Consider the following 24288-nt stretch of genomic DNA (forward strand, 5'->3'; position numbering starts at 1 on the left):
TCATCCCGGGTCCTACCCCGATGTATTACAAGTCGAAGCGATCCAGGGTCATGATCTTGGTCCAGGCATCAACGAAGTCATCGACGAACTTCTCGTCCGCGCCGTTGGAGGCATACACTTCCGCCACCGCCCGCAGCTCGGAATTCGAGCCGAAGATTAGATCGACCGGCGTTGCGGTCCAGCGCTGTTCGTTGCTGGCACGGTCACGGCCGATATAAAGACCATCTCTGTCGCCCGAATTCTCCCATTCGGTGGCCATGTCCAGAAGGTTCACAAAGAAGTCATTCGTGAGTGTTCCCGGGCTGTCGGTGAACACACCGTGCTGCACGCCGCCGGTGTTGGCATTCAGCGCACGCATGCCGCCCACAAGCACGGTCATTTCCGGCACCGTCAGCGTCAGCAGATCCGCGCGATCAACCAACGCCTCGGCCGGCGACATCCGGTTGCCGTCACCATAGTAGTTACGGAAGCCGTCAGCGGTCGGTTTGAGAGCTTCAAAGGCTTCCACGTCGGTCATTTCCTGCGAGGCATCCCTGCGGCCGGGTTCGAAGGGAACCGTCACATCGTGACCGGCGTCCTTCGCTGCCTTCTCGATGGCCGCCGCGCCACCCAGCACGATCACGTCTGCCAGCGAAACGCGGGTGTTCCCCCCTTGATCTTCGTTGAACGCCTGCTGCACTTGTTCCAGCGCTGTCAGCACGCGGGCGAGCTCGTCCGGGTTGTTCACCGCCCAGCCATTCTGCGGCTCGAGACGCACGCGCGCACCGTTCGCTCCACCGCGCATGTCGCTGCCGCGATAGCTGGCGGCCGACGCCCAGGCGGTGCGCACCAGTTCCGGCACCGTCAGCTCGGTGGCCAGGATCATTTCCTTGATGTCCTTAGCGCCACCCTGGTCAATAACATCGTCATTCGCCTCGGGAAGCGGGTCTTGCCAGAGCAGCTTCTCCGCCGGCACCTCGGAGCCGACATAACGGGCCCGCGGCCCCATGTCACGGTGCGTCAGCTTGAACCAGGCACGGGCGAAGGCATCCTCGAATTCCTTCTGATTTTCCAGGAAACGTTGGGAAATCTTGAGGTAGACCGGGTCTTCTTTCAGCGCCAGGTCGGTCGTCAGCATGATCGGCGCATTGCTTTTGCCCTCGACGTGTGCATCGGGCACCGAGTTGTCCAGTGCACCGTCCTTCGCCTCCCACTGGACGGCGCCGGCGGGACTACGGGTCTGCTCCCATTCGTGATTGAGCAGGTTCGACAGGTACAACATCGACCACTGCGTGGGCAACTGGGTCCACGCCCCCTCCAGGCCACTGGTGATGGTGTCCTCGGCGTTACCCTTGCCGCACTTGTTCTTCCAGCCCAGACCCTGCTCCTCGATGTTCGCGGCCGCCGGCTCGGGGCCTAAGCAGTCGCCGGGCTTACCCGCACCGTGTACTTTCCCGAAGGTGTGACCACCGGCGATCAAGGCCACGGTTTCCTCGTCATTCATCGACATGCGCCCGAAGCTCATGCGGATCTGCTTTGCGGCGGCGACCGGATCCGGGTTACCTCCCGGGCCTTCCGGATTGACGTAGATCAGCCCCATCTGCGTGGCGGCGAGCGGGCCTTTCAGATCTCCTTTCTCATCGTGACGATCGCGACCCAGCATTTCTTGTTCCGGGCCCCAATAGACCAGATCCGGTTCCCAGTCATCCTCCCGGCCGCCCGCAAAACCAAAGGTCTTGAAACCCATGTCCTCCAACGCAACCGTTCCAGCAAGTACCATCAGATCGGCCCAGGAAATGTTGCGACCGTACTTCTGCTTGACCGGCCACAATAGGCGACGGGCCTTGTCCAGACTCGCGTTATCCGGCCAGCTGTTCAGCGGGTCGAAACGCTGCTGACCGCCACCGGCCCCACCCCGGCCATCGGCCACGCGGTACGTACCGGCACTGTGCCAAGCCATGCGAATGAACAGCGGGCCATAGTGGCCCCAGTCGGCTGGCCACCAGTCTTGAGACGTGGTCATGACAGATCTGAGGTCCTCTTTCAAAGCATCGAGATCGAGCTTCGAGAAAGCCTCCGCGTAGTTGAAATCCTCGCCGTAGGGATTGGACGATACATCATTGTCGCGCAGCGGCGACAAGTCGAGTTGCTTGGGCCACCAGAACTGATTCGACTTGGCCTCACCTTCCGCGAAAACAGCACTGGGAACTGCGCCCAGCGAAGTGGTAAGCGCAAGCACGGCAATGGTTATCATCTTGTATTTATTCATCTTATGACACCTCTTCAGGTCAAACGCGACATCTACGTCGCACGTGTAAATAGTTCGATCAGCATTCTCTAAATCAGCACTAGTGGATTTAGATCACTCCAAACGTTCCCGGTTAAGAAGCCTTGCTGTGGTCCGGTGAGAAACTTTATCCATTTAGCTTTCTATACAATTATTCTATATATTTATACATAAAATATATATTTTGCAACTATTATTGCCTCTATAAAAATTGATTTGAATCAACAAAAAATCGAGAGACGACGGCGATGCGCAGCGCTGCATAGCGGGCGAACGAGGTCATGTGGTTGTCGATGACCACGATCATCTCGCACAGATTGTCATCGGCGAGGATCTCGTGGGCACGTTTGATCTCGGAGTGCAGATTCACCAGACAGTTGCCCGCATAGTTCCAGAGAAACTTGATGGGCACATCGAGCCTATCCTTGCCCCGCGCCGTCCCGGCTACCGGTCACCATGACATGACGTGCTTCTTGTGCTAGATTGATACCAAAAAACGGTACCATCAATGAAACGTAAACATGAGCGCACGCTTGCGGCCATCTTCAGTCGTCCAGCCTCCGGGTCCATTCCCTGGAAAGACATCGAAGCGCTTCTGGGAGCGCTAGGTGCAGAGGTCGAGGAGCGTGAAGGTTCCCGAGTCGCGGTAGTGCTGTTTGGCGAAGTGCGTGTTTTCCATCGTCCACACCCATCGCCCAAGACCGACAAAGGAGCCGTTGCCAGTGTCCGCAAGTGGTTGGAAGAGAACGGAGTAACGCCATGAACAACACCATGGTCATCGATGGTCACCGGGCCATCATTCAATACGATCCCGAGATCGAGATGTTCCGGGGAGAATTCACCGGCTTGAACGGCAGCGCGGATTTCTATGCGGAGAGTGTGGAAGCATTGCGGGAGGAAGGAAAAGCCTCCCTGCGCACCTTCCTGGAGGTATGTCAGGAGAAGGGAATCGAGCCCGTCAAGGCGTACTCGGGGAAATTCCAGGTACGCCTGTCGGAGGAGCTGCATCGGGATGCCGTGGACGCGGCAAAGGCACGCGGCGAGAGCCTGAATCAGTTCGTGGCTCAGGCCATTCAGCATGAACTGTCAACGTGAAGGCGACACCGGCCCGATTTTGACCAGCTCCCCGACCCACTCCCGCATGGTCTCGTTCATGATCGGGTTGGGCGCCTCGAGAAAGGTGATGACGAAACGGTCCTCGAGTTCGCAGACGCCGATCGAGCGAGGCCGGGGCGCCATGGCCAAGGGGTTGGGCAGCTTGAGCCCGAAGCAGAACACCAGATGCTTGGCGGCGCGAATATCCTCGGCGATCTCGCCCTCGGGCAGCGAACGGGTATGGGCGTAATGATCGAAGACGGCGATCTGGCAGGCCCGGGGGTCCTGCTCCACCTTGTCGTGGAAGAAGTCGATGATCGCGTCCACGGACTCGAAAGGCGTTGCGGCCTTGGGCAGGTCGAGATGGTGGGTGGGATACTTGTCCATGAAAAGCGTGGTTTGCACGGGAGAGTGCCTCCTGGTGGTTCAGGCCAATCGGGGCCCGAAGAAACGTTCACTGAGCTTCACGTACCAGGCGGCGGACTGCACCTGGAGGATATAGGCGACGGCAATCAGCAGCGCCGCATCGGCGCTGGCCTCGCCGAAAGCGTTCATGGCCAGGGCCAGGGCGATGGACAGGTTGCGCATCACCGTGCCGTAGACCAGGGCGATGGCGTCCCCTCGCGGCAGTAGCCACCTGGCGACGAAGGTGCTGAAGGCGTAGTTGAAGGCGTAGAGCGCGAACAGGGGCACGAGGATATCGAGCAGCATCTGCGGTTGTGCCACCAGTTCCCCTCCCTTCAGGGCGATGGCGACGAAGACGATCCCCAGCACCCCCAGGGTCGACAGCGGCGGAAACCGGGGTGCCCAGCGCTGCTGGTACTCCTGTTGTCCGTGGCGGCGGATCAGGTACGCCTGGGTCAATTGTCCCGCGAGCATGGGCAGGAACACGACCAGGGCGATCTGCAGGAAGACGGCAATCAGGTCCACCGGCACCGTCGCGCCCATCAGCCACTGCACGTAGAACGGCGTGGCCAGGGAGCCGAGAATCAGGCCCACCACCGTCATCTTGACCGCGGCGGCAAGATTGCCCTCGGCGAACCCGGTCCAGGCGATGGTCATGCCGCTGGTCGGCAGCAGCGCGGCCAGCAGCAGCCCCAGGGCGAGATAGGGCTGCTCCGGGAACCATAGCCGCCCCAGGGCGAAGGCGACGAAGGGGATGATCGCGAAATTGATTGCCTGGGCCAGCAGCTGCGACTTGGCATCTCCGCCCTCGAGCAGCTTGCGCAGCTTGAGGTTGACCATCATCGGATAGACCATCAGCAGCGTCAGCGGCACGATCAGCGTTCGCAGCCAGTCCGTCGGCGCGCTCAGGCCATACAGCAGACCCAGCAGCATCGCCACCGGAATGGCCAGGGTCAGGTTGCGGGTCATGCGAATCAGCAGGCTCATGCCTCATCCCTCGGCAAACGAGGCGACCGCCGCCTGGCGACGGCCGTCGGCGTAGCGACTAGAAGTGGAAGACCTTGGTATCCGGGTCGCGCATCATCTCGGCCATGGGACCGGGCTGGGCGGCGCTCACGCCCTCGCGCAGGTCGTCCTCCTGATAATCGCTGTTGGGCAGGTAGAGCGCACAGACCGCTACCTTGGCGCCATCGTCCAGGATCATCTGCAACAGGCCTTCGGGCTTCATGTCCTTAGGCGCCAGGGCGGACTCGCTCTGGTAATCGGCGATCGCCAGATCCCCGGCCTGGTCGCAGAGCAGGATGTTCAACTCCGTGCCCTGCTGCTGCATGGTGCGGGAGAGCACCATGGCCATGCCCTGGGTCTGCAGCGAGTCGCTGGTGACGATCACCATGGCCTTCTCCGCGGCGCCCTGCTGGGCAGACGCTTCCGGGCTGGCATGTGACGTGGCGAGGGCGCCAAGTCCCAGAACGAGGGTGGCCAGCGGCAGGAAGAGACGGGTGTGTCGGGATGGGGTCATCGGTTTTCTCCTTGACGTGAGTCTCCCGAGGGAGGGGCGTTTCCTCCCGCGATCGGGAGGTGATTCCATGATAGCCTTTCAATCTATTTTTTAATATAATGTTTTTTACAGAATCATAAGGAGCCCTGTTACGACGATGCGACAAGATACCGCACTGGAACTGGACCGCCTTCGCGAGAGCGCCGACGAGGCGGGACGACTGCTCAAGACACTGGCCAACACGGATCGCCTGATGCTGCTGTGCCAGCTCTCCCAGGGTGAGATGAACGTGGGCGAACTGGAACGCGAGCTGGGCATCGAACAGCCCACGCTCTCGCAACAGCTGGCGGTGCTGCGTCGAGAAGGTCTCGTGGCGACGCGCCGGGAGGGAAAGCAGATCTACTACCGCATCAGCAGCGAGCAGGCCATGGCGGTCATCCAGACGCTCTACGAGCAGTTCTGCGCCTGAACGAGACCACTTCTCGAAAACGATAAAAAACCGCGACTTACCCCATGACGACAGGAAACACATAACGCACAAGAGATGGTTGCCAAGAGGGGGAATCATGATGGGGTCATACACAAGACGAATCCCGTGGGGGCTCTTGGCCGCCATGCTGATGCTGGCGTCGGGCTCGGCGACGGCGCTGGAACGCGCATCACCCTCGACGGCGGACCATGAACGCTTCAAGGCGCTGCAGGGCCCCTTCGCCTCGGGCCCCGAGGTCACCGAGGCGTGCCTGAAGTGCCATACCGAGGCCGCCGACCAGCTCCAGGCCACCACCCACTGGACCTGGGAGTACCTGCATCCCGAAACCCGGCAGCTGCTGGGCAAGCGCCACGTGGTCAACAGCTTCTGCGGTTCGGTAGCCTCCAACGAGCCGTTCTGCACCAGTTGCCATACCGGCTACGGCTGGGACGACATGCGCGAGGCCCCGCCGGTCGCGGGCAACCGGGTCGACTGCCTGGTCTGTCATGACACCACCGGCGACTACTGGAAATCCCCCACCGGGGCCGGCCATCCGGTCTATGAATCCCTCGATCCTGCCGATGACACGGCCAGGCAACCACCCGATCTGGCGCGCATCGCCCGGAACATCGGCCCCACCGGCAGGCAGAACTGCGGCAGCTGTCATTTCTACGGCGGCGGTGGCGACGGCGTGAAGCACGGCGACCTGGACTCGTCCCTGGTCGACCCGCCGCGCACGCTGGACGTGCACATGGCGCCGGAGGGCGCCGATTTCGCCTGTGCCGACTGTCACACCACCTCGGCACACAGCGTCACCGGCAGTCGCTATCTGACCAAGGCCCGGGACACCCAGGGCATCGACGTGCCGGGACACACCGACTTCACCCGCTCCTCCTGCGAGTCCTGCCACGGCCTGGCACCTCACGCATCCACCAAGCTCAACGACCACATCGACCAGGTCGCCTGCCAGAGCTGCCATATCCCCGCCTTCGCCCGGGGCGGCGTGGCCACCAAGACCTGGTGGGACTGGTCCACCGCCGGGCGGCTCGGCGAGGATGGCGAACCCCTCAAGATTCGTGACGCGGACGGCAATCTCGAGTACCTGAGCACCAAGGGCAGCTTCCGCCATGGCGAGAACGTGGTGCCGGAGTACCGCTGGTTCGATGGCCAGGTGCGCTACACCTTGCGCAGCGACACCCTCGACGACAGCCAACAGCCCATCGAGATCAACCGGATCCAGGGCAGCCACGACGACCCCGATTCGCGCATCTGGCCCTTCAAGATCATGCAGGGCAAGCAGCCCTACGACCCGGTCAACCAGCATCTGCTGGTCAACCACGTCTACAGTGCCGTCGACGACACGGCGCTGTGGACGAACTTCGACTGGGCCAAGGCGCTGAAGGCCGGCGCGGAGTATGCCGACCAGCCCTACAGCGGCGAGTTCGATTTCGTGGAAACCCGCATGCACTGGCCCATCACCCACATGGTGGCGCCGGCCGAGGACGCCTTGCACTGCAGCGCCTGCCATGCCCGGGAGGGGCGGCTGGCGGCGCTGACGGATTTCTATCTCCCCGCCCGGGACCGCAGCGTCTGGCTGGATCGGGCGGGCTGGAGCGCCGCCCTGCTGGTGCTGGTCGGCAGCCTTACCCATGCCGGCGGGCGCATCCTGACACGCCGCAGGAGGAAAGACTCATGAAACGGGTGATGATCTACAAGCGCTTCGAACGCTTCTGGCACTGGTCCCAGGCAGCGCTGATCTTCTTTCTGATGTTCACCGGCTTCGAAATCCACGGCAGCTATCAGGCGCTGGGCTTCGGCACCGCCGCCCGACTGCATGGCCTGGCCGCCTACACGCTGATAGGCCTGTGGATCCTGGCGATCTTCTGGCACTTCACCACCGGCGAATGGCGCCAGTACATCCCCACCACCGACAAGCTGGGCGCGGTGATCCACTATTATCTGATCGGCACCTTCACCGGTGCCGAACACCCCTTCCGCCAGACCACCCGGGCCAAGCACAATCCGCTGCAACGCCTGGCCTACCTGGGCTTCAAGCTGGTGATCTCGCCACTCATCTGGATCTCGGGGCTCTTGTACCTGTTCTACAATCAGTGGCCCGCCTGGGGCCTGGAGGGCCTGTCCCTGGGCGGCGTGGCCCTGGTGCACACCGCCGCGGCCTTCGCCATGCTGGCCTTCGTGATCGGCCACGTCTACATGGCGACCATGGGCAAGACGGTCTTCAGCCTGGTCAAGCCTATGATCACCGGCTATGAAGACTCCAGGGAGCAGTTACCCGCGAAGGACGCGCCTGATCGAGGCACCGTCGAAGCGCCGCATCAGCCGCCATCCGGTCAAGGCCATCATCCCGGTGGCAGTCAATGAGGTGGGCACGCCGACCATCATGGCGAACCGCATCATCTCATGGCAGCGGTGCTGCCCATGGCTTTCGTCAGCGGCCCGGTGGGGTCCTGCATGAGCAGACTGACGGCATCACTCCCTTTAGGCTTTCGATGCCACGATGATGGCTGCGACCAATACGCCACCTCCCAATGCGAACAGCCCATATTTGCGATGCTCCTGCTCTGCGCGAGGCAGTAGGTGCGTGGCACCCACATAGATCAAGGCGCCTGCGGACAATGCCAACACCACTCCCAGACTTGACGGCGCGATGGCACTGATAAATGGATAGGACACCAGCATGCCCAGCGGAGTCGTGGCAGCAGCAGCCAAAAAAGCCAGCACTGCCGAACTACGCTCGTTGAAGCCGGCGCGCAGCAACAAGAGATAGGTGATCATCCCCTCCGGAAATTCGTGCAACACCATTCCCAGACTAGCGAGATAGCCGGTAAGGATACTTACACTGAAGGTGACGGAGTAGATGAAGCCATCGATGAACGAGTGCAAGCCAATGCCGAGCATCGGCACGAGGCCGAAGACATAGTCCTTCTTGCCGGGTTCTTTATCGCAGTTGAAAACAGCGAGAAAGCGGTTGGACAGATGCAAGCCGAAAAAGCCGGCCAGTAGCCAGGCAGGCGCCTGGGCGTTCATGCTCAACGCTCTGGGCACGATATGCAAAAATGACGACGAAATCAGCACTCCAGCGGCAAAATACATGAAGTAAGTGGTGTTGCGGCTGCCCCAACGCGAAAAGTAGCGAATGACGAAGATACCGAGGGAGGTGACCAATGCAGCCGCCAGGCTGGTGGCAAACGCTGTCCAGAAGGTGTTCTGCATACTTTCCTGCCTCGGTGACACGCCGAAAGAGCGTTCGATAGTACCCTCTACCCGCACTCACCTCAGTGTTGACGCGATAGCGCTTCGCCACCGGTATCATATCGGAAATTCTTCACATTGAGCGTACATCAGCCAGATCGTCGCCGTCTGAACCATCAGGAGCAGCGCGATCAGCAGTCGATAGGCCATGCTAAATTTGTCGATCAAGCCAATATCGACCAATCCCTTGTTAATGAAAAACTGCAGCATCACTACGACAAAACTTACTTACAGCAGATGCGACTGCAGCCACTGGTTGAGCTGGGAAGCCTGCATCACGCCCGCCTGGCGAGCGATCTCCTGGCCGCGACGGAAGACGACCAGGGTGGGAATGCTGCGAATACCGAAGCGCCCGGCAATGGCTTGCTCGGCCTCGGTATCCAGCTTGGCGAAACGTAGGCGCGGTTCGAGTTCGCGGGTCACCTGGGCAAAGATCGGGGCCATCATCTTGCAGGGCCCACACCAACTCGCCCAGAAATCCACCACGATCGGCAGGTCGCTGCGATTGACCATCGCCTCATAGTTGCCGGCATTCAGCTCGATGGGTTCACCGGTGAATAGCGCCTGCTTGCACTTGCCGCATCTGGCGCTCTCGCCCAGCCTGTTCGTCTGGACGCGATTTATGCTGAAGCAATGGGGACAGGCCAGTTGAATGGCATCGCTCATTTCATTCTCCCGAGGCGGTGTGTTCCATGGATGATAGCGGTAACAAGGCAGGGACGGGCCAGGTTATCGCCCGTCCCCGCCATTTAGCTCTTATCTCTCGGCCGAAGCCAACGGCGCCTTGCGCGCCCGATCCACCCGGAAGTGCTTGGCGTTCAGGGTGAATACCAGCCAGATCGTCGCCGCCTGCACCATCAGCGGCAGCGCGGTCAGCAGCCAGTAGGCCATGCCGAACTTGTCGATCAGGCCGATAGCCACCAGCCCCTTGTTGATGAAGAACTGCAGGATCACCGCCAACGCCACCCCGGGACAGACCAGCACATAGGAGCCCGCGGAGCGCTCGCTGCCGGTGACGAAGCGCCCGAAGTAGCCTTGCCGACGCATCACCACGTAGCCGAACAGGGCAAAGGCGAGCTGCAGCGACAGGAAGGTGGTAAGCATCGTGAAGGTATCGGTGGGCGTGCCATGGCTACCGAAGTGCACCCCCAGGCCATGGCCCTGGCGCATCAGTGCAATACCGACGACGGTCATGATCGGCACCACCACCCACAGGCTCGGTGCGCTCTCGGCGTCGGCACCGTGCTCCATCATCGCCCGCAGGCCGATCACCAGCATGATCACGCCAAGCATCAGAGCCATCGTGATAAAGAAGGACGATGCGATATAGGAGACGCCCGCGACCCAGGGCGTCTGGCTCATCGCCGCCGGCGCGGCCAGTCCCACGCCGATCATGGCCAGGGCGAAGGACGGCAGCAACTGGGAGAAACCGTTGTTTCGCGAGCAGTCGAAGCCACCCCGGGTCAGGATGCGCCCCCAGAAATCGCCCAGCAGGCGCAGCGCCCAGACGCCGATGGCCAGGAAACCCAGCATGGCCAGGGGGAAGAGATATTCCACCACCGACCATAGCCCCGGCACGAAGACCAGACCGAGAATGAAGCCGCCATTGATCGCCATGGCCACCGCCAGCGGTGCGGCCAGCAGTTGCGTTTCGCTGTTGCTCTCGCGCAGCGCGGTGTAGGCGGCGGTCCTGCGCCAGCCTGCCGCCTCGCGCAGGTTCCAGATCAGCAGGCGGAACAGCATCCAGGCGAAGAGCGCGATACCGGCCCAGCCGCCCAGGATGGCAAGCTGCTGGGCGAATGAGCCATTCATGAGCGTAGCAACGATGTCCTCGAAGATCGGCACGGGTCGCCCCGGGTGCGGCACCCAGGCCATCAGCCACATGAAGAAGCTCACGATGAGCCCCCCGCTGCCGAGGGCGGCGAGGAAATAGAGCGGCGAATAGCGTTCGCCGAGATTGCGCGGCATGTGGAACAGCATGGCGGCACCTCCTTTCAGGGTTGCCCGTCTTGATCATTGAATCGGTACGCTTGACACATACAGTTTATTTTTTTATATATTGTAGTTATGCTATGTGTCAAGGGAACATGCCCACGGGCCATTTCCCCTTTGCAACGCCGAGCCCCAGACCTATCTGAAGGCTGCGGCCAAACGACCCAGGAGGTGTCCCATGAAACGCAATATCGGCAATCTCGACAGCGGGCTGCGCATCATCGTCGGCGTGGCGCTGATCGCCCTGGTGATAATGAACGTCATCGGCTGGTGGGGCTGGATCGGCGTCGTCCCTCTCATCACGGGCGTATTCCGCTTCTGCCCGGCCTATCGTCTGCTGGGCATCAGCAGTTGCCAGCGCAAGACCCTCGACAAACCGAGTCACTAGCCATTACCGAATGCCTGTCGCCAATACGAACCTGCGGCGGGCATTCTCCCGGGAGTCTCAATGATCGAGCTTCATCAGTTTCGCCCCTTCTGGGGGCTGCCCAACGCCAGCCCCTTCTGCATGAAGGCGGAAACCTATCTGCGTTACCGGGACATCCCTTTTCGCTCGGTGCCGAGCGGGCCACGCCGCTCGCCCTCGGGGCAGATCCCCTTCCTCGTCGACGGGGAGCGGACCGTGACCGACTCCCAGGCCATCATCGAGCATTTCGAGGCTCGCCAGCCCTCGCACCTGGATGCCGATCTCGACGAGACCCAGCGGGCGACGGCCTACTTCGTGCGGGAACTGGTGGAAGAACGTCTCTACTGGCAGATCACCTACATGCGCTGGGGAGACCCCGCCGGCTGGCGCGTCTTCAAGCCAGATCTGACGCCCTATCTGCCGCGCGCCCTGCGCGGCCCCGGGCTGTTCGCGATCCGTCGCACGCTGCTGCGCCGCATGCGCCGACGTGGCCTGCCGCCCGACGATCCGGCCGCCGCCTATGCCCAAGGCATGCCGGTGCTGGACGCCCTGTCGGGTCTACTGGCAGACAAGCCTTTCTTCCTGGGCGAGACACCGCACAGCCTGGACATGAGCCTGCACGCCTTTCTGGCCAACATTCTCGACCAGCCCCACGAGAATCCCTTGCAGGCTCATGGCCGCCGACTGACCAACCTGGTCGACTACACACGGCGAATGAAGGCGCTGTGCTATGAAAACTGAGCCGTTACGCTTCTTTCACGCCTTCTTCCAGCGCTATCCCACCCTGCTCGGCGCCCTGTTCGCGGCGCTGCTGCTGGGCGTGGGCGCCAGCCTGCTGCAGACGAACGACGCTTCCTCGCAGCGCGATGCCCAGGGACGCACGCCGCTCATTCAGGCCGCCGAGCAGGGCGACATCCGCAAGGTGAGCGATCTGCTGGCCGCGGGTGCCTACGTTCACGCTACCGACGGCTGCGGCTGGACCGCCCTCATGAAGGCCGCCGCCCAGGGGCACGGCGAGATCGTCAGATGCCTGCTCGACCACGGCGCCGACCCCGAGCATCGCGACGATTCCGGCTACACTGCGCTGATGGTGGCGGTCGTGAACGGGCGCACCGATCTGGCGGTCTGGCTACTCGAACAGGCCGTAGCGGTGGATACGGCCGATGTGGACAGCGGCTGGACCGCCTTGCTGTGGGCGGCCAAGGATGGCCAGGATGCACTGGTCCGCGAGTTGCTCGGCCACGGCGCGACCGTGGATCAACCGGCCTCGGACGGTTCGACGCCCTTGATGTGGGCCGCCAAGAATGGGCATGCAGAGGTCGTGGAACGTCTACTGAAGGCCGGGGCCGACACTAGTCGTCGTGACCGAGACGGTCACACCGCGCGGGATCTAGCGTTGGCAGCCGAGCATCCGAAAGTACTGGCTCTGCTCGATGCTCCTTCCACGAGCCTCTGAGCCATGTCGATACAGCCATGCTCAAGGCACCGGCATCGGCACCGCCGCGCCCCTCAGCCACCCCTCGCGTAGATCCAACTAGCGCCTGGGAGCCGGCAAGACCATGGTACACATCTTGAGGTCGCTCATGAGAACTTCCGCCTCTGATTGACACTCCGCCGAGACGAGGAGCATGCTCGCTGTAAAGAAAGTAAAACGAATACAGAACAATACCCCCTCGACGAATTTTACGTTGTCATCGGCAGCGTCGCTTGCGTCGTGCCGAGACAATGTTATTTCGCATGGAGACATCGGCCCGGCATGGCACAACCGCTCAGTCACTATCGCAATATCCTCAGCATCGTCGGCGGCATCGTGCGAGTGCGGGTGCCCGGCGGCGATGACCAGCCGACGCCGGCACGTTTTCGCGATCTCGCCGTCCTGCGCAAGGCCGACGGCGAGACGGTACTCGCCCAGGTGATCCGCATCGATGACGACGTGGTCTCGCTGCAGGTCTTCGGCGGCACCGCCGGGTTGACCACTCGGGCGTCGATTCGTTTTCTCGGCCATCCCATGCAGGTCATCTGTTCGCAGAACGTGCTGGGACGCGCCTTCAACAGCCTCGGCGAACCCATGGATCGCGGGCCGGCCCTGGGCGAGGATCGCCGGGTGGATATCGGCGGGCCCTCGGTCAATCCCCTGCGCCGGGTGATGCCGAGCCGCATGATCCGCACCGACGTGCCGATGATCGACGTCTTCAACACCCTGGTGGAGAGCCAGAAGATTCCCATCTTCTCCGTGGCCGGCGAGCCCTACAACGCCCTGCTGGCGCGCATCGCCATTCACGCAGATGCGGACGTGGTGGTATTCGGCGGCATGGGGTTGATCTTCGATGACTACCACTACTTCCGTCAGCGTTTCCTCGATGCCGGGGTATTCGCCCATACGGTGATGTTCGCCAACCTGGCCTCGGACTCGGTGGTGGAGCGCCTGCTGGTGCCGGACATGGCCCTGGCGGTGGCCGAGCGTTTCGCCGTGGAGGAAGGCAAGCGGGTGCTGGTGCTGCTCACGGACATGACCGCCTTCGCCGACGCCTTGAAGGAGGTCGGCATCAGCATGGAGCGGGTACCGTCGAATCGCGGCCACATGGGGGATCTCTACTCCCAGCTGGCACGCCGCTACGAGAAGGCCTGCGCCTTCCACGGCGCCGGCTCAGTGACGGTGCTCAGCGTCACCACCATGCCCGGGGACGACATCACCCATCCGGTACCGGACAACACCGGCTACATCACCGAGGGCCAGTTCTACCTGCGCGACGGTCGGATCGATCCCTTCGGCTCCCTGTCCCGGCTCAAGCAGCATGTGATCGGCAAGAGTACCCGGGAGGATCACGGCGCGCTGATGAACACCATGATCCGCCTCTACGCCGGCGCCCGGGACGCCCAGCAGAAGCGCGCCATGGCCTTCGAGCTCTCAAGCTTCGACGAGAAGCTGTTGCGCTTCGGCGACCTGTTCGAGACCCGCTTCATGGATGTCTCGGTCTCCCTGCCCCTGGAACGCGCCCTGGACCTGGCCTGGGAGACCCTGGCGGAATGCTTCGACCCCCGGGAACTCGTCATGCGTCAGCAGCTCATCGACAAGTATTTCCCCGGCAAACAACGTCGGACCGCCGAGGCAACGCCAACCGCTGACGCAAGCCTAAAGTAGGACGTTCAGTGGAAACGAGAACGAGTTCAAGATCTAGCGAGCTAGAGCCAGACGAGGCAAATTCGAACGACAAATCGGCAGGATTGCCAATTTGGGCGGCACTGCCGCTCGAAGAGCGAGCAACATGGATGTTGTGAGTCAAAAAGCGCAGTTTACTGGGGTAAATGAGCATTTTGATCGGACTCGCGCACGAGATCGAATTTAACGAAGTATGGCCGACGCGCAGCAGATCGTTCCAAGGATGTGATGTGGCACGACTCTCATTAAACAAAACCGCCCTGCACCGGGAGCAGTCCCGGCTCAGGCAGTTCCAGCAGTTGCTGCCATCCCTGGATCTCAAGCGCCGGCAGCTGATCGCCGAGCGCCGACGCGCCCGGGAAACCCTGTGCGATAGCGAAGCCGAACTTGATGCCTTGATAGTCCGGGTGCGCGACCGGCTGCCAATGGCCGGTGACGGCACCTTGAAGATCAAGAACCTGGCCCGGGTGAGTGAAGTGCAGCTTCGCGAGCACAATCTGCTCGGCGTGCATCTGCCGACTTTGGAAAAGGTCGAGATCGACGTCGCCGAATATCCGGCGCTGACCACGCCCCATTGGCTGGATCGCTACCAGGAGGCCCTGCGGGACGCCCTGGCGCTGACGGTACGCCTGCAGGTGGAACGCGAACGGCTGCGGCGCCTGGAGCGAGCTGTCAAACGCGTCACCCAGCGGGTCAACCTGTTCGACAAGGTATTGATCCCCCGCACCCGGGAGAACATCCGACGCATTCGTATCCATCTTGCCGATAGCGAGCGCTCCGCAGTGGTGCGGGCCAAGCTGGCCAAGCGCAAGCAGATTCAGGGAGCGCACTTATGAGTATCGTGCCCCTTCGCCGCGTGACGCTGCTCGGCCGGCATGCCGACAAGCAGGGCACGCTGGGTGAATTGCAGCGCCTCGGTGTCATGCACCTGATCGACCTGGGACCGGAAAAGTCGGACGCCCCTGCCGCTGCGGCGGTCAGCGATACTCGCAAGGCGCTGGCCTATCTGCTCGACTGCCCGATCAAGCGCCATCAGGTGGCGAACGACCCGGACTTCGACCACCAGGCCATCGTCGAACGTGCCCTGGAGAATCAGCGCCGGATGCGAGACCTGGAGGACAGCATCGACTTTACCCGGCAGCGCCTCAAGGATCTCGACCCCTGGGGTGACTTCGACTTTCCGCCCCTGGAAAGCCTCGCCGGGCATCGCCTGTGGTTCTACGAGGTGCCCCACTACAAGGCGCGCCAACTCGCGCAGATCGCCTTGCCCTGGCAGGAAGTACATCGCGACAACCGCAACCGTTATATCGCGGTGATCAGCCAGGACGAGCCCGCGCCGGATGCCCTGCCGGTGCCACGCACCCACACCGGCAGCGTGCCGCGTCATCGTCTTCGTGAAAAGCTTCAGCGTCTGGCAGTGCGCCTCGACGAGCACACCGCCGAACGCGAGGCGCTGACCCGCTGGATCCATCTGCTGCATCGTCATCAAGCCCAGGCAGAGGACGCGGCGAACCTGGCCCGGGCCCAGCATCTCACCCGGGACCTGGATGCGATCTTCGCCGTCCAGGGCTGGGTGCCCAAGGCGGTGCTCGACGACGTGCGGCGTCTCGCGGAGTGCCAGAAGCTCGCCCTGCTCGACGAGCCGGTAGGGCCGGAGGATCAGCCGCCCACGCTGCTCGACAATGATGAGCGCACCGCCGGCGGCGCAGAGATCGTGCATTTCTACCAGATGCCCGGCTATCGCAGCTGGGACCCCTCCCGGGTAATCTTCTTCTCCTTCGCGATATTCTTCGCCATGATCCTCGCCGACGCCGGCTATGCGCTGCTGCTGCTCGGCGCGATCCTGTTCCTTTCCAGACGGCTCGAACGCCGTCGCGCCGGCACTCGGGTCCGCAACCTGGGCTTCGCCCTGGTAGGCTTCGCCTTCGTCTATGGCGTACTCGCCGGCAGCTATTTCGGCTGGAGCCCACCACCGGGGAGCTGGCTTGCACACTTGTGGATCCTCGACGTCAACGACTTCGGCCAGATGATGCAGCTGGCGATCGGCATCGGCCTGGCGCATCTGATCGTCGCCAACGCCACCGTCGCCTGGCACCATCGGGGACAAGCCGCCGTGCTGGCGCCACTCGGCTGGATCGTCGCCCTGATGGCCGGCGTCATGCTTTTTTACGGCATCACCGGCGGTGCCATCGCACTAACCCTAGGGCTTATCGGCGTCTTCGTCTTCACCGATACCCGGCCTATACACCGACCACTGGACCTGCTCAAGCGAGTAGGCGGCGGTCTCTACGCTCTGACCAACGTGACCCGGGCCTTCGGCGATGTCCTGAGTTACCTGCGCCTGTTCGCCCTGGGGCTTGCCAGCGCATCCCTGGCGGTCACCTTCAACCAGCTTGCCGCGGACGCGGCGGCGGCCTTCCCGGGCCTGGGCATCCTGCTCTACGCGCTGATTCTGATCGTCGGCCATGCGCTGAACTTCGTGCTGGCAGTGGTCAGCGGCGTGGTGCACGGGCTGCGGCTCAATCTCATCGAGTTCTATCACTGGGGCATCTCGGACGAGGGCTACCCCTTCACCGCATTCGCAAAAACGGAGACCACACCATGGAGCAACTGATCCTCGCCCTGGGCTGGGCAGGTCTGTACGGGCCCATGGCTCTGGGCGCCATCGGCAGCATCATCGGCTGTGCCATTGCCGGCCAGGCGGCCATCGGCGCCCTGCTCGAGACCGAATCCGGCCACGGGCGCTTCATCGGGCTCTCGGCGATGCCGTCCTCCCAGAGCATCTACGGCATCGTGGTGATGTTCACCCTGCAGCGCCCGGTCACCCTGGCGACGTCGGCAGGACTCTTTTCCGTGGGCATCCTCGCCGGGGTGGCGCTACTGCTGAGCGCGGTCTACCAGGGCAACTGCTGCGCCTCGGCAATCAACAGCGCGAAGAGCAAGCCCGAGATCTTCGGCCTGTCCATCGCACCGGCGGCCATCGTCGAGGGCTTCGGGGTGTTCGCCTTCATCTTCGCCCTGGTGATCGCGGGCAACATTCCGGCGCAATGAGTCTTCGAGGAGATCAGGCATGAGTCAATCGGAAACGGCCTCTCAAGGAGCGTCTTCCGGCGTCGAGACGCTGATCGAGAGGCTGCGCGGCGAGGGTGTCGAGCAGGGTCGGGAAGAGGCCAGACGCATCGTCAAGGATGCGGAAACCCGCGCCGCCTGGATGATCGAACAGGCGGAACGAGACGCCCAGGAACTGCGCGAGCAGGCTCGGGAAGAGGCCAAGCGCCTGGAGAATTCCGCCAAGGAAGCGCTGCGGGTCGCCGCCCGGGACAGTGTGCTGGAGATGCAGACCACCCTGACCCACCGCTTTCGCGATCATCTGCGCCGATTGGTGGGTGATGCCTTGTCCGGGGAAGATCTGCTGCAGCGACTGATTCTCGAACTCACCGCCCGCATTCGAGCCGATACGCCGCTGGAGGCGGAAAAAGACGTGGAAATCATGCTGCCCCGGGACGTGGTGGGGCTGGAGGAGTTGCGTCGTCGTCCGGAAGAACTCAAGGAAGGCACGCTTTCCTCTTTCGTGGCCGCTCAGGCTCGGGAGGTGCTGCGGGAAGGGGTGCGTTTTTCCGTCGGCGAGCAATCAAGCGGCCTGCGCATCCGCCTTCACGAGCACGAGATGGAACTCGATCTCAGCGATGAGGCGGTGGCGGAATTTCTTCTGGAACACCTGCAACCGCGTTTTCGCGCCATGCTAGAAGGCATCGTCAAGTAGCTGTGTCATAGATCACCAGGTCATCCATCGCCATGTCAAAGCGCCACCAGTACGTCGATCTGCTCGCCAGCCTGCCGGCCCTACCCGTCACGCCCTTCGGCCGGGAGCCCCTGCCGATCTCGGCGATCCGTCTGGAGCATCGTCTCGTGACCTTGAGCGATGCCCATCGCGACACGCTAGAGGCGCTGGAGAGTCTGCTCGACTGGCGACATCTGGGCCTGGAGCTGTCCACCGAGGCCTATATCCGGTGCTACCGACAGGCCGCGCCGCAATTGGCGGAGCACGGCGTTCTCGAGCTCGTCGAGGCTTTGCTCGAACAGCGCAGCCTGATGACGGCCCTGCGCCGACGTCGGCGGGGCGATCCCGCGCCGTCCCTGGGCGAGACCTGGGGATTCGGACCGCGCCTGGCGCACATCAGCGCCCACTGGCAGGCGCCCTTGTTCGGCGTGGGACCGGTCTTTCCCTGGCTCGCCGAGGCCCGGGAGCATCTTGAGCACGACCGCCCCCGGAAACTGGAAGGGCTGTTGCTCGAGGAAGGCTGGCGTCGGCTCGACCGGGCGCGTCGGCATGATCGTTTCGATTTTCGCGAGGTCGTCATCTACTGGCTGCGCTGGCGTCTGCTCGCCGCCTGGCGGCGCTACAACGCCGAGGCGGCGGAGCGTCGACTACAGGCCGATATCGAGCAGGGGCTCGGCGACTACGAGACGCTTTTTTCAGGAGACGGGAATTGATGGATAAGGATTGCCGGGTAGTCAACGTCCAGGACGATATCGTCGTCATCGAGGCCCTAGATCGCTCGAAGGGGCTGATGAAGAACGAGGTGGTCTATATCCGCCCTGCCCAGGATGAGGAGGAGCGCGATGTCCGCCTTAAGGGCGAGGTACTGCGGGTGCAGGGCCAGCGGGCGGACGTTCAGGTCTTCGAGGATACCGGCGGCATCAAGGTGGGCGACGGCGTGGAGCAGACCGGCGAGATGCTTTCCGTCACCCTCGGCCCCGGCCTGCTCGGGCAGATTTATGACGGCCTGCAGAATCCTCTGGAGCAGATCGCCCTGCAATCCGGCTTCTTCCTGCCCCGGGGTCTGCATCTGCCAGCGCTGGACAGGACCGCCAAATGGTCCTTCTCTCCCCGAGTGCGCATGGGCACCAGCCTCCACGCCGGAGATACGCTCGGCACCGTGCAGGAGGGGCGCTTCACCCATCGCATCATGGTGCCCTTCGACGCCCGGGGAGAACAGGAAGTCAGCTGGATCCAGGAAGGCAGCTTTGCCGTGGACGTGCCGGTGGCGAGGCTTCGTGATGAGGCGGGTACCGAGCGAGAGGTCACCCTGGCCCAGCGCTGGCCGGTACGTCGCCCCCTGCCCCAGCGCCTGCTGGACAGCAACGCCAGCGAACGGCTCTACCCCGACCGCCCTCTGGACACCACCATCCGGGTGATCGACACCTTCTTTCCCATCGCCATCGGGGGCACCGCCTGCATTCCCGGTCCCTTCGGCGCTGGCAAGACGGTGCTGCAGAATCTGATCGCCCGCTATTCCACCGTGGATATCGTGATCATCGTCGCCTGCGGCGAACGGGCCGGCGAGGTGGTGGAGACCATCACCGAGTTCCCGCAGCTCAGCGATCCGACCACCGGCGGCTCGCTGATGGATCGCACAGTGATCGTCTGCAACACCTCGTCGATGCCGGTGGCCGCCCGGGAAGCTTCGATCTACACCGGCATCACCCTCGGCGAATACTATCGTCAGATGGGGCTCGACGTGCTGCTGATCGCCGACTCCACCTCGCGCTGGGCCCAGGCGATGCGCGAGACCTCGGGACGCATGGAAGAGATTCCCGGCGAGGAAGCCTATCCCGCCTACCTGGACTCGGCGGTGCGCAGCGTCTATGAACGTGCCGGGGTGATCCGCAACAATGCAGGCGACAGCGGCAGCCTTACCCTGATCGGTACCGTCTCCCCGTCCGGCGGCAACTTCGAGGAGCCGGTGACCCAGGCGACCCTGAGCACGGTCAAGGCGTTTCTCGGCCTATCGTCCGAACGCGCCTATAAGCGCTTCTATCCGGCGGTGGACCCGCTGCTGTCCTGGTCGCGCTATCGCGCCGAACTCGAGCCCGCCATTGCAGAGCGACTGGGCGCCGAGTGGCCGGATCGCATCGATAAGCTGTTGCAGCTTCTGCACGATGGAGAGGACGTCAACCAGATGATGCAGGTCACCGGGGACGAAGGCATCACCCTCGAAGACTTTCTCACCTATCACAAGGCCGGCTTCCTGGATCTCGTGTATCTGCAGCAGGACGCCTTCGACGACGTGGACGGCAGTAGTTCTGCGGAACGCCAACGACGCAGCCTTGCGCTGATCTATCCGCTGGTCGACGCGGCGTACGCCTTCGAGGATAAGGACGCCATACGCGACTACTTCACGGCGCTTTCCAGCGAGGTGAAGAACCTCAACTATGCGACCCTGGATTCCAGCGAGTACCGTCGCCATTACCGGGAAATCGAAAGGCTGACCAGGCAAGCGGGGATCGAGTCGGCAACGCTGCCGGAGAATTCGGATTGATCCTTGCTGTCTCGCAAAAGTGTGATTCGACCACACGACAACAATGAATGCTTACCTGGACCGGGTCGACATCCCGAGTGTGCTCTTCTTCTAATTACCCGCTCAATGACTTGAATCAAAAAGACCGAGGTTGGGTTCGACTAGCATGGGCGCATTTTCGTCAGGAGAACCCCCATGGAACTCGTGTGCCCGGCAGGTAACCTGCCCGCGCTGAAACGCGCCGTGGACGAAGGCGCCGACGCGGTCTACTTCGGCTTTCAGAACGCCACCAACGCCCGCCAGTTCGCCGGCCTCAACTTTACCGAGAAGCGCGCCCGGGAAGGCGTGGCCTATGCACGGTCCCGGGGCAAGCGGGTCTTCTGCGCCATCAACACCTATCCGCAGCCCGCCGGCTGGTCCCAGTGGACGAAGGCCGTGGATCAGGCCGCGGATCTCGGCGTGGATGCCTTGATAATGGCCGACCTGGGCCTGCTCGACTACGCCGCGCGGCACCATCCCGACCTGCCCCGCCACCTCTCGGTGCAGGGCTCGGCCACCAGCTACGAGGCGCTGCGCTTCTATCACGAGCACTTCGGCATCAAGCGTGCCGTGCTGCCCCGGGTGCTGTCCATGACCCAGGTGCGCGACGTGGCCAGGAAGAGTCCGGTGGAACTCGAGGTGTTCGCCTTCGGCAGCCTGTGCATCATGGCCGAGGGGCGCTGCTATCTGTCGTCCTACCTGACCGGCGAATCCCCCAATACTCGCGGTGTCTGCTCTCCCGCCGCCCATGTGCGCTGGGAGGAGACCCCGCGGGGGCTGGAATCTCGGCTGGGCGGCGTGCTGATCGACCGCTACGGCGAAGGCGAGCGAGCCGGTTACCCGACCCTATGCAAGGGACGCTTCGAGGTGGACGGCGAGACCTATCACGCCATCGAGGAGCCCACCAGCCTCAATACCCTGGACCTGCTGCCGGAATTGAGGGAGCTCGGCATCAGCGCGGTGAAGATCGAAGGACGCCAGCGCAGCCCCGCCTATGTTTCCAAGGTCGCCGGCATCTGGCGCCAGGCGCTCGACCGGCTCGAACATCGGCCCGAGCGCTTCCAGCCCGACCCAACCTGGCAGGCCGAGCTTGGCGAACTCTCCGAGGGCGCCACCACCACCCTGGGTGCCTACGAACGACGCTGGAAATAAGGAGAGAAGAATGCAACTGTCCCTCGGCCCCGTGCTGTTCTACTGGACCCGCGAAGGCTACGCCGATTTCTACCGCGACGCCGCCGACTGGCCGGTGGAGATCGTCCATCTCGGCGAGACGGTCTGCTCCCGCCGCCGGGACATGAAGCTCGACGACTGGCTGGGCATCGGCCGGGAGCTCGAGCAGAGCGGCAAGCAGGTGGTGCTCTCCTCCCAGACGCTGATCGAATCCGAGGCCGACCTGCGTGGCCTGCGCAAGCTGTGCGCCAACGGCGAGTTCCTGGTAGAAGCCAACGATCAGAGCGCCCTGCAGCTGCTGACCGACGCCGGGCTGCCCTTCGTCGCCGGGCCGGCGCTGAACCTCTACAACCCGGCGGCCATCGGCGTGCTGGCCCGGACCGGCATGCAGCGCTGGTGCGCCCCGGTGGAGATGCCCCGGGACGATCTCGCCAACCTGCTCGATGAGTGCGCCCGGGAAGGGCTCGATCAGCCCTGCGAGGTGTTCGCCTACGGCCACCTGCCCCTGGCCTGGTCGGCGCGCTGCTTCACCGCTCGGCGCCATCAGTATCCCAAGGACCGCTGCCAGTTCGTCTGCCAGCACTATCCCGAGGGGCTGGCCCTGCGCTCCCAGGAAGCCGAGGGCGTGTTCACCCTGAACGGCATCCAGACGATGTCCGGCGCCTGCCAGGACCTGCGCCGCGAAGTCCCCGACATGCAGTCGATGGGCGTCGGCGTGGCGCGCCTGAGCCCACGTGCCGCGAACATGGCGGAGGTCGTCGAGGCCTTCGACCAGGCGCGGCGCGGCGAACTGCCCCCCGCCGACCCGCTGGCGCTGGTGGAGGCCGAGATCTGCGACGGCTACTGGCACGGTCGGTCCGGCATGGCGAATACGCATACGGTGTCCGGCTGAACATCCATTTCCCCCTACCACCCGCCCATAACGCCCATCGCTCTCTCGATGGGCGTTGTCGCAGCGCCATCCACCGTTTCATTGGCTCGATTGCCCCTGTGCCCCGCAGCCTGGCTAACCATGTCGAGGCCAGGCGAGATAGCCTCTACCCCTGCCCGGTGCGAGGCCTGTAGGCCAGATGCTCTCTCACTTGGTAAGCCGCAATTCAGCATCCAGGTGACTACCCTGATACGCCGACTTCAAGCACGATCTTGCCGACATGGCGTTTTTCCTGAAACAGCGCCTGGGCCTTGCCAATCTGCTCGAGTGGCATGGAGTCCGCGACCAGAGGCACAATCCTGCCCTGTTCGATGTGCGACACCAGGTTACCGAAGACCTCGGGCTCCAGTACCGTGCAGCCCAGCAGGCTCAGATCCTTGAGGTAGAGCGTCCTGACATCCAGCTCGACGATGGGGCCGGCGATCGCGCCGGACACGGCATAGCGCCCTCGGCGGCGCAGCACCTCCAGGTATTGCGGCCACTGCTTGCCGGCGACCAGGTCCACCACGACATCGATGCTGTCGACCTCGATGGCATCAAGCAATGCTTTGTCGCGCAGTATCACCTCGTCGGCACCCAGGTCGCGCAGCATCTCGACCTTCTCGGCGCTGGTGATGGCGATGACGTGTGCGCCCCGCGCCTTGGCCAGCTGGACGGCGGCCGAGCCGACCCCGCCAGAGGCGCCCGTGACCAATACTCGCTCGCCCTGAGCGACCCTGGCGCGTGTCAGCATGTTCTCGGCGGTGGAGTAGGAGCAGGGGAAGGAAGCGAGCTCGACATCGCTCATGTCGCTATCGATGCGGTAGGCATGTCGTCCGGCCACGGTCGTGTACTCCGCGAAACCGCCGTCGCACTCGGAACCGAAGTACCAGGGCGGATCCAGGCGCTTGCCACCGCTTTCCCTGAGGCAGGGCTCGACCAGCACGCGCTCGCCAATCCGCTCGGCACTCACCCCCTCGCCGACCGCGACAATCTCGCCACAGACGTCGGCGCCTTGGATGCGGGGGAACTGAAGCGCCTGGCCCGACCAGCTGGCATCCTCGCTCTCTCCATCGCCTTTCGAATACCAGGCGAGACGGGTATTGATATCCGTATTGTTGACGCCGGCGGCGGCTACCCGAATCAACACCTCACCTGGCCCGGGGGTAGGCACGGGAATATCGTGTCGAGCTTGAAGCATTTCCGGGCCGCCATGCCCGGTGAGCTGGATGCCATGCATCGTATCAGGCAGCGTCATCGTCGGTTCTCCTCATCAGTTGCAGGGCAGCCGTCTGGACTGACC

General features: G+C 63.1%; 26 protein-coding genes. 17 read left to right on the plus strand and 9 right to left on the minus strand.

Annotation, left to right across the window (positions count from 1 at the left end; translation table 11 throughout):
• Window positions 1-25 precede the first annotated feature (25 nt).
• On the minus strand, window positions 26-2248 hold the full coding sequence (gene katG, locus BUA41_RS00640; protein WP_072818650.1) for a catalase/peroxidase HPI: 2223 nt from the start codon (window positions 2246-2248) through the stop codon (window positions 26-28).
• A gap of 220 nt (window positions 2249-2468) precedes the next feature.
• Window positions 2469-2678, minus strand: coding sequence for a hypothetical protein (locus BUA41_RS00645; protein WP_217652753.1), 210 nt, complete (start codon window positions 2676-2678; stop codon window positions 2469-2471).
• Between the two features lie 96 nt (window positions 2679-2774).
• On the opposite strand from BUA41_RS00645, the gene BUA41_RS00650 reads away from it, so the two are divergent.
• Window positions 2775-3029, plus strand: a complete 255-nt coding sequence (locus tag BUA41_RS00650; protein WP_072818653.1) for a type II toxin-antitoxin system HicA family toxin — start codon at window positions 2775-2777, stop codon at window positions 3027-3029.
• The gene (locus BUA41_RS00655) at window positions 3026-3361 is read left to right on the plus strand and encodes a type II toxin-antitoxin system HicB family antitoxin (protein WP_072818655.1); all 336 of its coding nucleotides are present in this window, start codon (window positions 3026-3028) and stop codon (window positions 3359-3361) included. Before BUA41_RS00650 ends, BUA41_RS00655 begins: the two co-directional genes overlap by 4 nt.
• On the opposite strand, the gene BUA41_RS00660 is transcribed toward BUA41_RS00655, so the two are convergent.
• The 3 genes from BUA41_RS00660 to BUA41_RS00670 are packed head-to-tail and all read right to left on the minus strand — an operon-like array spanning window position 3353 to window position 5285.
• A complete protein-coding gene (locus tag BUA41_RS00660) occupies window positions 3353-3766 on the minus strand; it encodes a DUF6858 family protein (RefSeq protein ID WP_072818657.1) in 414 nt (137 codons plus the stop codon). The two genes, BUA41_RS00655 and BUA41_RS00660, sit on opposite strands and share 9 nt — an antisense overlap.
• A gap of 21 nt (window positions 3767-3787) precedes the next feature.
• Window positions 3788-4753, minus strand: coding sequence for an arsenic resistance protein (locus BUA41_RS00665; protein WP_072818659.1), 966 nt, complete (start codon window positions 4751-4753; stop codon window positions 3788-3790).
• A 58-nt stretch (window positions 4754-4811) separates the two neighbouring features.
• Window positions 4812-5285 carry a DsrE family protein gene (locus tag BUA41_RS00670; protein ID WP_072818662.1) on the minus strand — a complete coding sequence of 158 codons (474 nt, stop codon included), beginning with the start codon at window positions 5283-5285 and terminating at the stop codon, window positions 4812-4814.
• 136 nt (window positions 5286-5421) lie between these two features.
• On the opposite strand from BUA41_RS00670, the gene BUA41_RS00675 reads away from it, so the two are divergent.
• The 3 genes from BUA41_RS00675 (at window position 5422) to BUA41_RS00685 (ending at window position 8115) form a co-directional block, all read left to right on the plus strand.
• A complete protein-coding gene (locus tag BUA41_RS00675) occupies window positions 5422-5733 on the plus strand; it encodes an ArsR/SmtB family transcription factor (protein WP_072818664.1) in 312 nt (103 codons plus the stop codon).
• A gap of 97 nt (window positions 5734-5830) precedes the next feature.
• The gene (locus tag BUA41_RS00680; RefSeq protein WP_072818666.1) at window positions 5831-7429 is read left to right on the plus strand and encodes a tetrathionate reductase family octaheme c-type cytochrome; all 1599 of its coding nucleotides are present in this window, start codon (window positions 5831-5833) and stop codon (window positions 7427-7429) included.
• Entirely contained in the window at window positions 7426-8115 is a 690-nt protein-coding gene (locus BUA41_RS00685) for a cytochrome b/b6 domain-containing protein (protein WP_084670999.1), read from the plus strand. Before BUA41_RS00680 ends, BUA41_RS00685 begins: the two co-directional genes overlap by 4 nt.
• Window positions 8116-8232: 117 nt before the next feature.
• On the opposite strand, the gene BUA41_RS00690 is transcribed toward BUA41_RS00685, so the two are convergent.
• The 3 genes from BUA41_RS00690 to BUA41_RS00700 all read right to left on the minus strand — a co-directional run bounded on the left by BUA41_RS00690 (window position 8233) and on the right by BUA41_RS00700 (window position 10986).
• Entirely contained in the window at window positions 8233-8967 is a 735-nt protein-coding gene (locus tag BUA41_RS00690) for a ZIP family metal transporter (RefSeq protein WP_072818668.1), read from the minus strand.
• Between the two features lie 267 nt (window positions 8968-9234).
• Entirely contained in the window at window positions 9235-9672 is a 438-nt protein-coding gene (gene trxC, locus BUA41_RS00695) for a thioredoxin TrxC (RefSeq protein WP_072818670.1), read from the minus strand.
• Window positions 9673-9762: 90 nt separating this feature from the next.
• Window positions 9763-10986 carry a TsoY family (seleno)protein gene (locus BUA41_RS00700; protein ID WP_072818672.1) on the minus strand — a complete coding sequence of 408 codons (1224 nt, stop codon included), beginning with the start codon at window positions 10984-10986 and terminating at the stop codon, window positions 9763-9765.
• 190 nt (window positions 10987-11176) lie between these two features.
• On the opposite strand from BUA41_RS00700, the gene BUA41_RS00705 reads away from it, so the two are divergent.
• The 12 genes from BUA41_RS00705 (at window position 11177) to BUA41_RS00765 (ending at window position 22967) form a co-directional block, all read left to right on the plus strand.
• Entirely contained in the window at window positions 11177-11386 is a 210-nt protein-coding gene (locus BUA41_RS00705) for a YgaP family membrane protein (protein WP_072818674.1), read from the plus strand.
• Window positions 11387-11446: 60 nt separating this feature from the next.
• The gene (locus tag BUA41_RS00710; protein WP_072818676.1) at window positions 11447-12145 is read left to right on the plus strand and encodes a glutathione S-transferase family protein; all 699 of its coding nucleotides are present in this window, start codon (window positions 11447-11449) and stop codon (window positions 12143-12145) included.
• Window positions 12135-12860, plus strand: a complete 726-nt coding sequence (locus BUA41_RS00715) for an ankyrin repeat domain-containing protein (protein WP_084671000.1) — start codon at window positions 12135-12137, stop codon at window positions 12858-12860. The genes BUA41_RS00710 and BUA41_RS00715 overlap by 11 nt, the downstream gene beginning before the upstream one ends.
• Before the next feature lie 300 nt (window positions 12861-13160).
• Window positions 13161-14546, plus strand: a complete 1386-nt coding sequence (locus tag BUA41_RS00725; RefSeq protein ID WP_072818680.1) for a V-type ATP synthase subunit B — start codon at window positions 13161-13163, stop codon at window positions 14544-14546.
• Between the two features lie 248 nt (window positions 14547-14794).
• The gene (locus tag BUA41_RS00730) at window positions 14795-15400 is read left to right on the plus strand and encodes a V-type ATP synthase subunit D (RefSeq protein ID WP_072818682.1); all 606 of its coding nucleotides are present in this window, start codon (window positions 14795-14797) and stop codon (window positions 15398-15400) included.
• A complete protein-coding gene (locus tag BUA41_RS00735) occupies window positions 15397-17178 on the plus strand; it encodes a V-type ATP synthase subunit I (RefSeq protein WP_072818684.1) in 1782 nt (593 codons plus the stop codon). The genes BUA41_RS00730 and BUA41_RS00735 overlap by 4 nt, the downstream gene beginning before the upstream one ends.
• Window positions 17166-17615 (plus strand): ATP synthase subunit C, encoded by a 450-nt coding sequence (locus tag BUA41_RS00740; RefSeq protein WP_072818686.1) that lies wholly within the window; start codon window positions 17166-17168, stop codon window positions 17613-17615. Before BUA41_RS00735 ends, BUA41_RS00740 begins: the two co-directional genes overlap by 13 nt.
• 19 nt (window positions 17616-17634) lie before the next feature.
• Window positions 17635-18327, plus strand: a complete 693-nt coding sequence (locus BUA41_RS00745) for a hypothetical protein (protein WP_072818688.1) — start codon at window positions 17635-17637, stop codon at window positions 18325-18327.
• A 32-nt stretch (window positions 18328-18359) separates the two neighbouring features.
• The gene (locus BUA41_RS00750) at window positions 18360-19058 is read left to right on the plus strand and encodes a hypothetical protein (RefSeq protein WP_072818690.1); all 699 of its coding nucleotides are present in this window, start codon (window positions 18360-18362) and stop codon (window positions 19056-19058) included.
• Entirely contained in the window at window positions 19058-20887 is a 1830-nt protein-coding gene (locus tag BUA41_RS00755; RefSeq protein ID WP_072818693.1) for a V-type ATP synthase subunit A, read from the plus strand. The genes BUA41_RS00750 and BUA41_RS00755 overlap by 1 nt, the downstream gene beginning before the upstream one ends.
• A gap of 174 nt (window positions 20888-21061) precedes the next feature.
• Complete coding sequence (gene ubiU, locus BUA41_RS00760) at window positions 21062-22057, plus strand: ubiquinone anaerobic biosynthesis protein UbiU (RefSeq protein ID WP_072818695.1); 996 nt, start codon at window positions 21062-21064, stop codon at window positions 22055-22057.
• A 10-nt stretch (window positions 22058-22067) separates the two neighbouring features.
• Window positions 22068-22967 carry a U32 family peptidase gene (locus BUA41_RS00765; protein ID WP_072818697.1) on the plus strand — a complete coding sequence of 300 codons (900 nt, stop codon included), beginning with the start codon at window positions 22068-22070 and terminating at the stop codon, window positions 22965-22967.
• Window positions 22968-23187: 220 nt separating this feature from the next.
• Here BUA41_RS00765 and BUA41_RS00770 read toward each other — a convergent pair whose 3' ends face one another.
• Window positions 23188-24243: an alcohol dehydrogenase family protein gene (locus BUA41_RS00770; protein ID WP_072818700.1), complete on the minus strand. Its 1056-nt coding sequence runs from the start codon at window positions 24241-24243 to the stop codon at window positions 23188-23190.
• Between the last annotated feature and the right edge of the window lie 45 nt (window positions 24244-24288).

The organism is Modicisalibacter ilicicola DSM 19980 (genome assembly GCF_900128925.1).
GTDB classification, from domain to species: Bacteria; Pseudomonadota; Gammaproteobacteria; order Pseudomonadales; family Halomonadaceae; genus Modicisalibacter; species Modicisalibacter ilicicola.

Coding starts and splice junctions, on each gene's coding strand:
- katG (WP_072818650.1), bottom strand. CDS start 2,248: ATGAATAAATACAAGATGATAACCATTGCCGTGCTTGCGCTTACCACT.
- BUA41_RS00650 (WP_072818653.1), top strand. CDS start 2,775: ATGAAACGTAAACATGAGCGCACGCTTGCGGCCATCTTCAGTCGTCCA.
- BUA41_RS00655 (WP_072818655.1), top strand. CDS start 3,026: ATGAACAACACCATGGTCATCGATGGTCACCGGGCCATCATTCAATAC.
- BUA41_RS00665 (WP_072818659.1), bottom strand. CDS start 4,753: ATGAGCCTGCTGATTCGCATGACCCGCAACCTGACCCTGGCCATTCCG.
- BUA41_RS00670 (WP_072818662.1), bottom strand. CDS start 5,285: ATGACCCCATCCCGACACACCCGTCTCTTCCTGCCGCTGGCCACCCTC.
- BUA41_RS00675 (WP_072818664.1), top strand. CDS start 5,422: ATGCGACAAGATACCGCACTGGAACTGGACCGCCTTCGCGAGAGCGCC.
- BUA41_RS00680 (WP_072818666.1), top strand. CDS start 5,831: ATGATGGGGTCATACACAAGACGAATCCCGTGGGGGCTCTTGGCCGCC.
- BUA41_RS00685 (WP_084670999.1), top strand. CDS start 7,426: ATGAAACGGGTGATGATCTACAAGCGCTTCGAACGCTTCTGGCACTGG.
- BUA41_RS00690 (WP_072818668.1), bottom strand. CDS start 8,967: ATGCAGAACACCTTCTGGACAGCGTTTGCCACCAGCCTGGCGGCTGCA.
- trxC (WP_072818670.1), bottom strand. CDS start 9,672: ATGAGCGATGCCATTCAACTGGCCTGTCCCCATTGCTTCAGCATAAAT.
- BUA41_RS00700 (WP_072818672.1), bottom strand. CDS start 10,986: ATGCTGTTCCACATGCCGCGCAATCTCGGCGAACGCTATTCGCCGCTC.
- BUA41_RS00705 (WP_072818674.1), top strand. CDS start 11,177: ATGAAACGCAATATCGGCAATCTCGACAGCGGGCTGCGCATCATCGTC.
- BUA41_RS00710 (WP_072818676.1), top strand. CDS start 11,447: ATGATCGAGCTTCATCAGTTTCGCCCCTTCTGGGGGCTGCCCAACGCC.
- BUA41_RS00715 (WP_084671000.1), top strand. CDS start 12,135: ATGAAAACTGAGCCGTTACGCTTCTTTCACGCCTTCTTCCAGCGCTAT.
- BUA41_RS00725 (WP_072818680.1), top strand. CDS start 13,161: ATGGCACAACCGCTCAGTCACTATCGCAATATCCTCAGCATCGTCGGC.
- BUA41_RS00735 (WP_072818684.1), top strand. CDS start 15,397: ATGAGTATCGTGCCCCTTCGCCGCGTGACGCTGCTCGGCCGGCATGCC.
- BUA41_RS00740 (WP_072818686.1), top strand. CDS start 17,166: ATGGAGCAACTGATCCTCGCCCTGGGCTGGGCAGGTCTGTACGGGCCC.
- BUA41_RS00745 (WP_072818688.1), top strand. CDS start 17,635: ATGAGTCAATCGGAAACGGCCTCTCAAGGAGCGTCTTCCGGCGTCGAG.
- BUA41_RS00750 (WP_072818690.1), top strand. CDS start 18,360: ATGTCAAAGCGCCACCAGTACGTCGATCTGCTCGCCAGCCTGCCGGCC.
- BUA41_RS00755 (WP_072818693.1), top strand. CDS start 19,058: ATGGATAAGGATTGCCGGGTAGTCAACGTCCAGGACGATATCGTCGTC.
- ubiU (WP_072818695.1), top strand. CDS start 21,062: ATGGAACTCGTGTGCCCGGCAGGTAACCTGCCCGCGCTGAAACGCGCC.
- BUA41_RS00765 (WP_072818697.1), top strand. CDS start 22,068: ATGCAACTGTCCCTCGGCCCCGTGCTGTTCTACTGGACCCGCGAAGGC.
- BUA41_RS00770 (WP_072818700.1), bottom strand. CDS start 24,243: ATGACGCTGCCTGATACGATGCATGGCATCCAGCTCACCGGGCATGGC.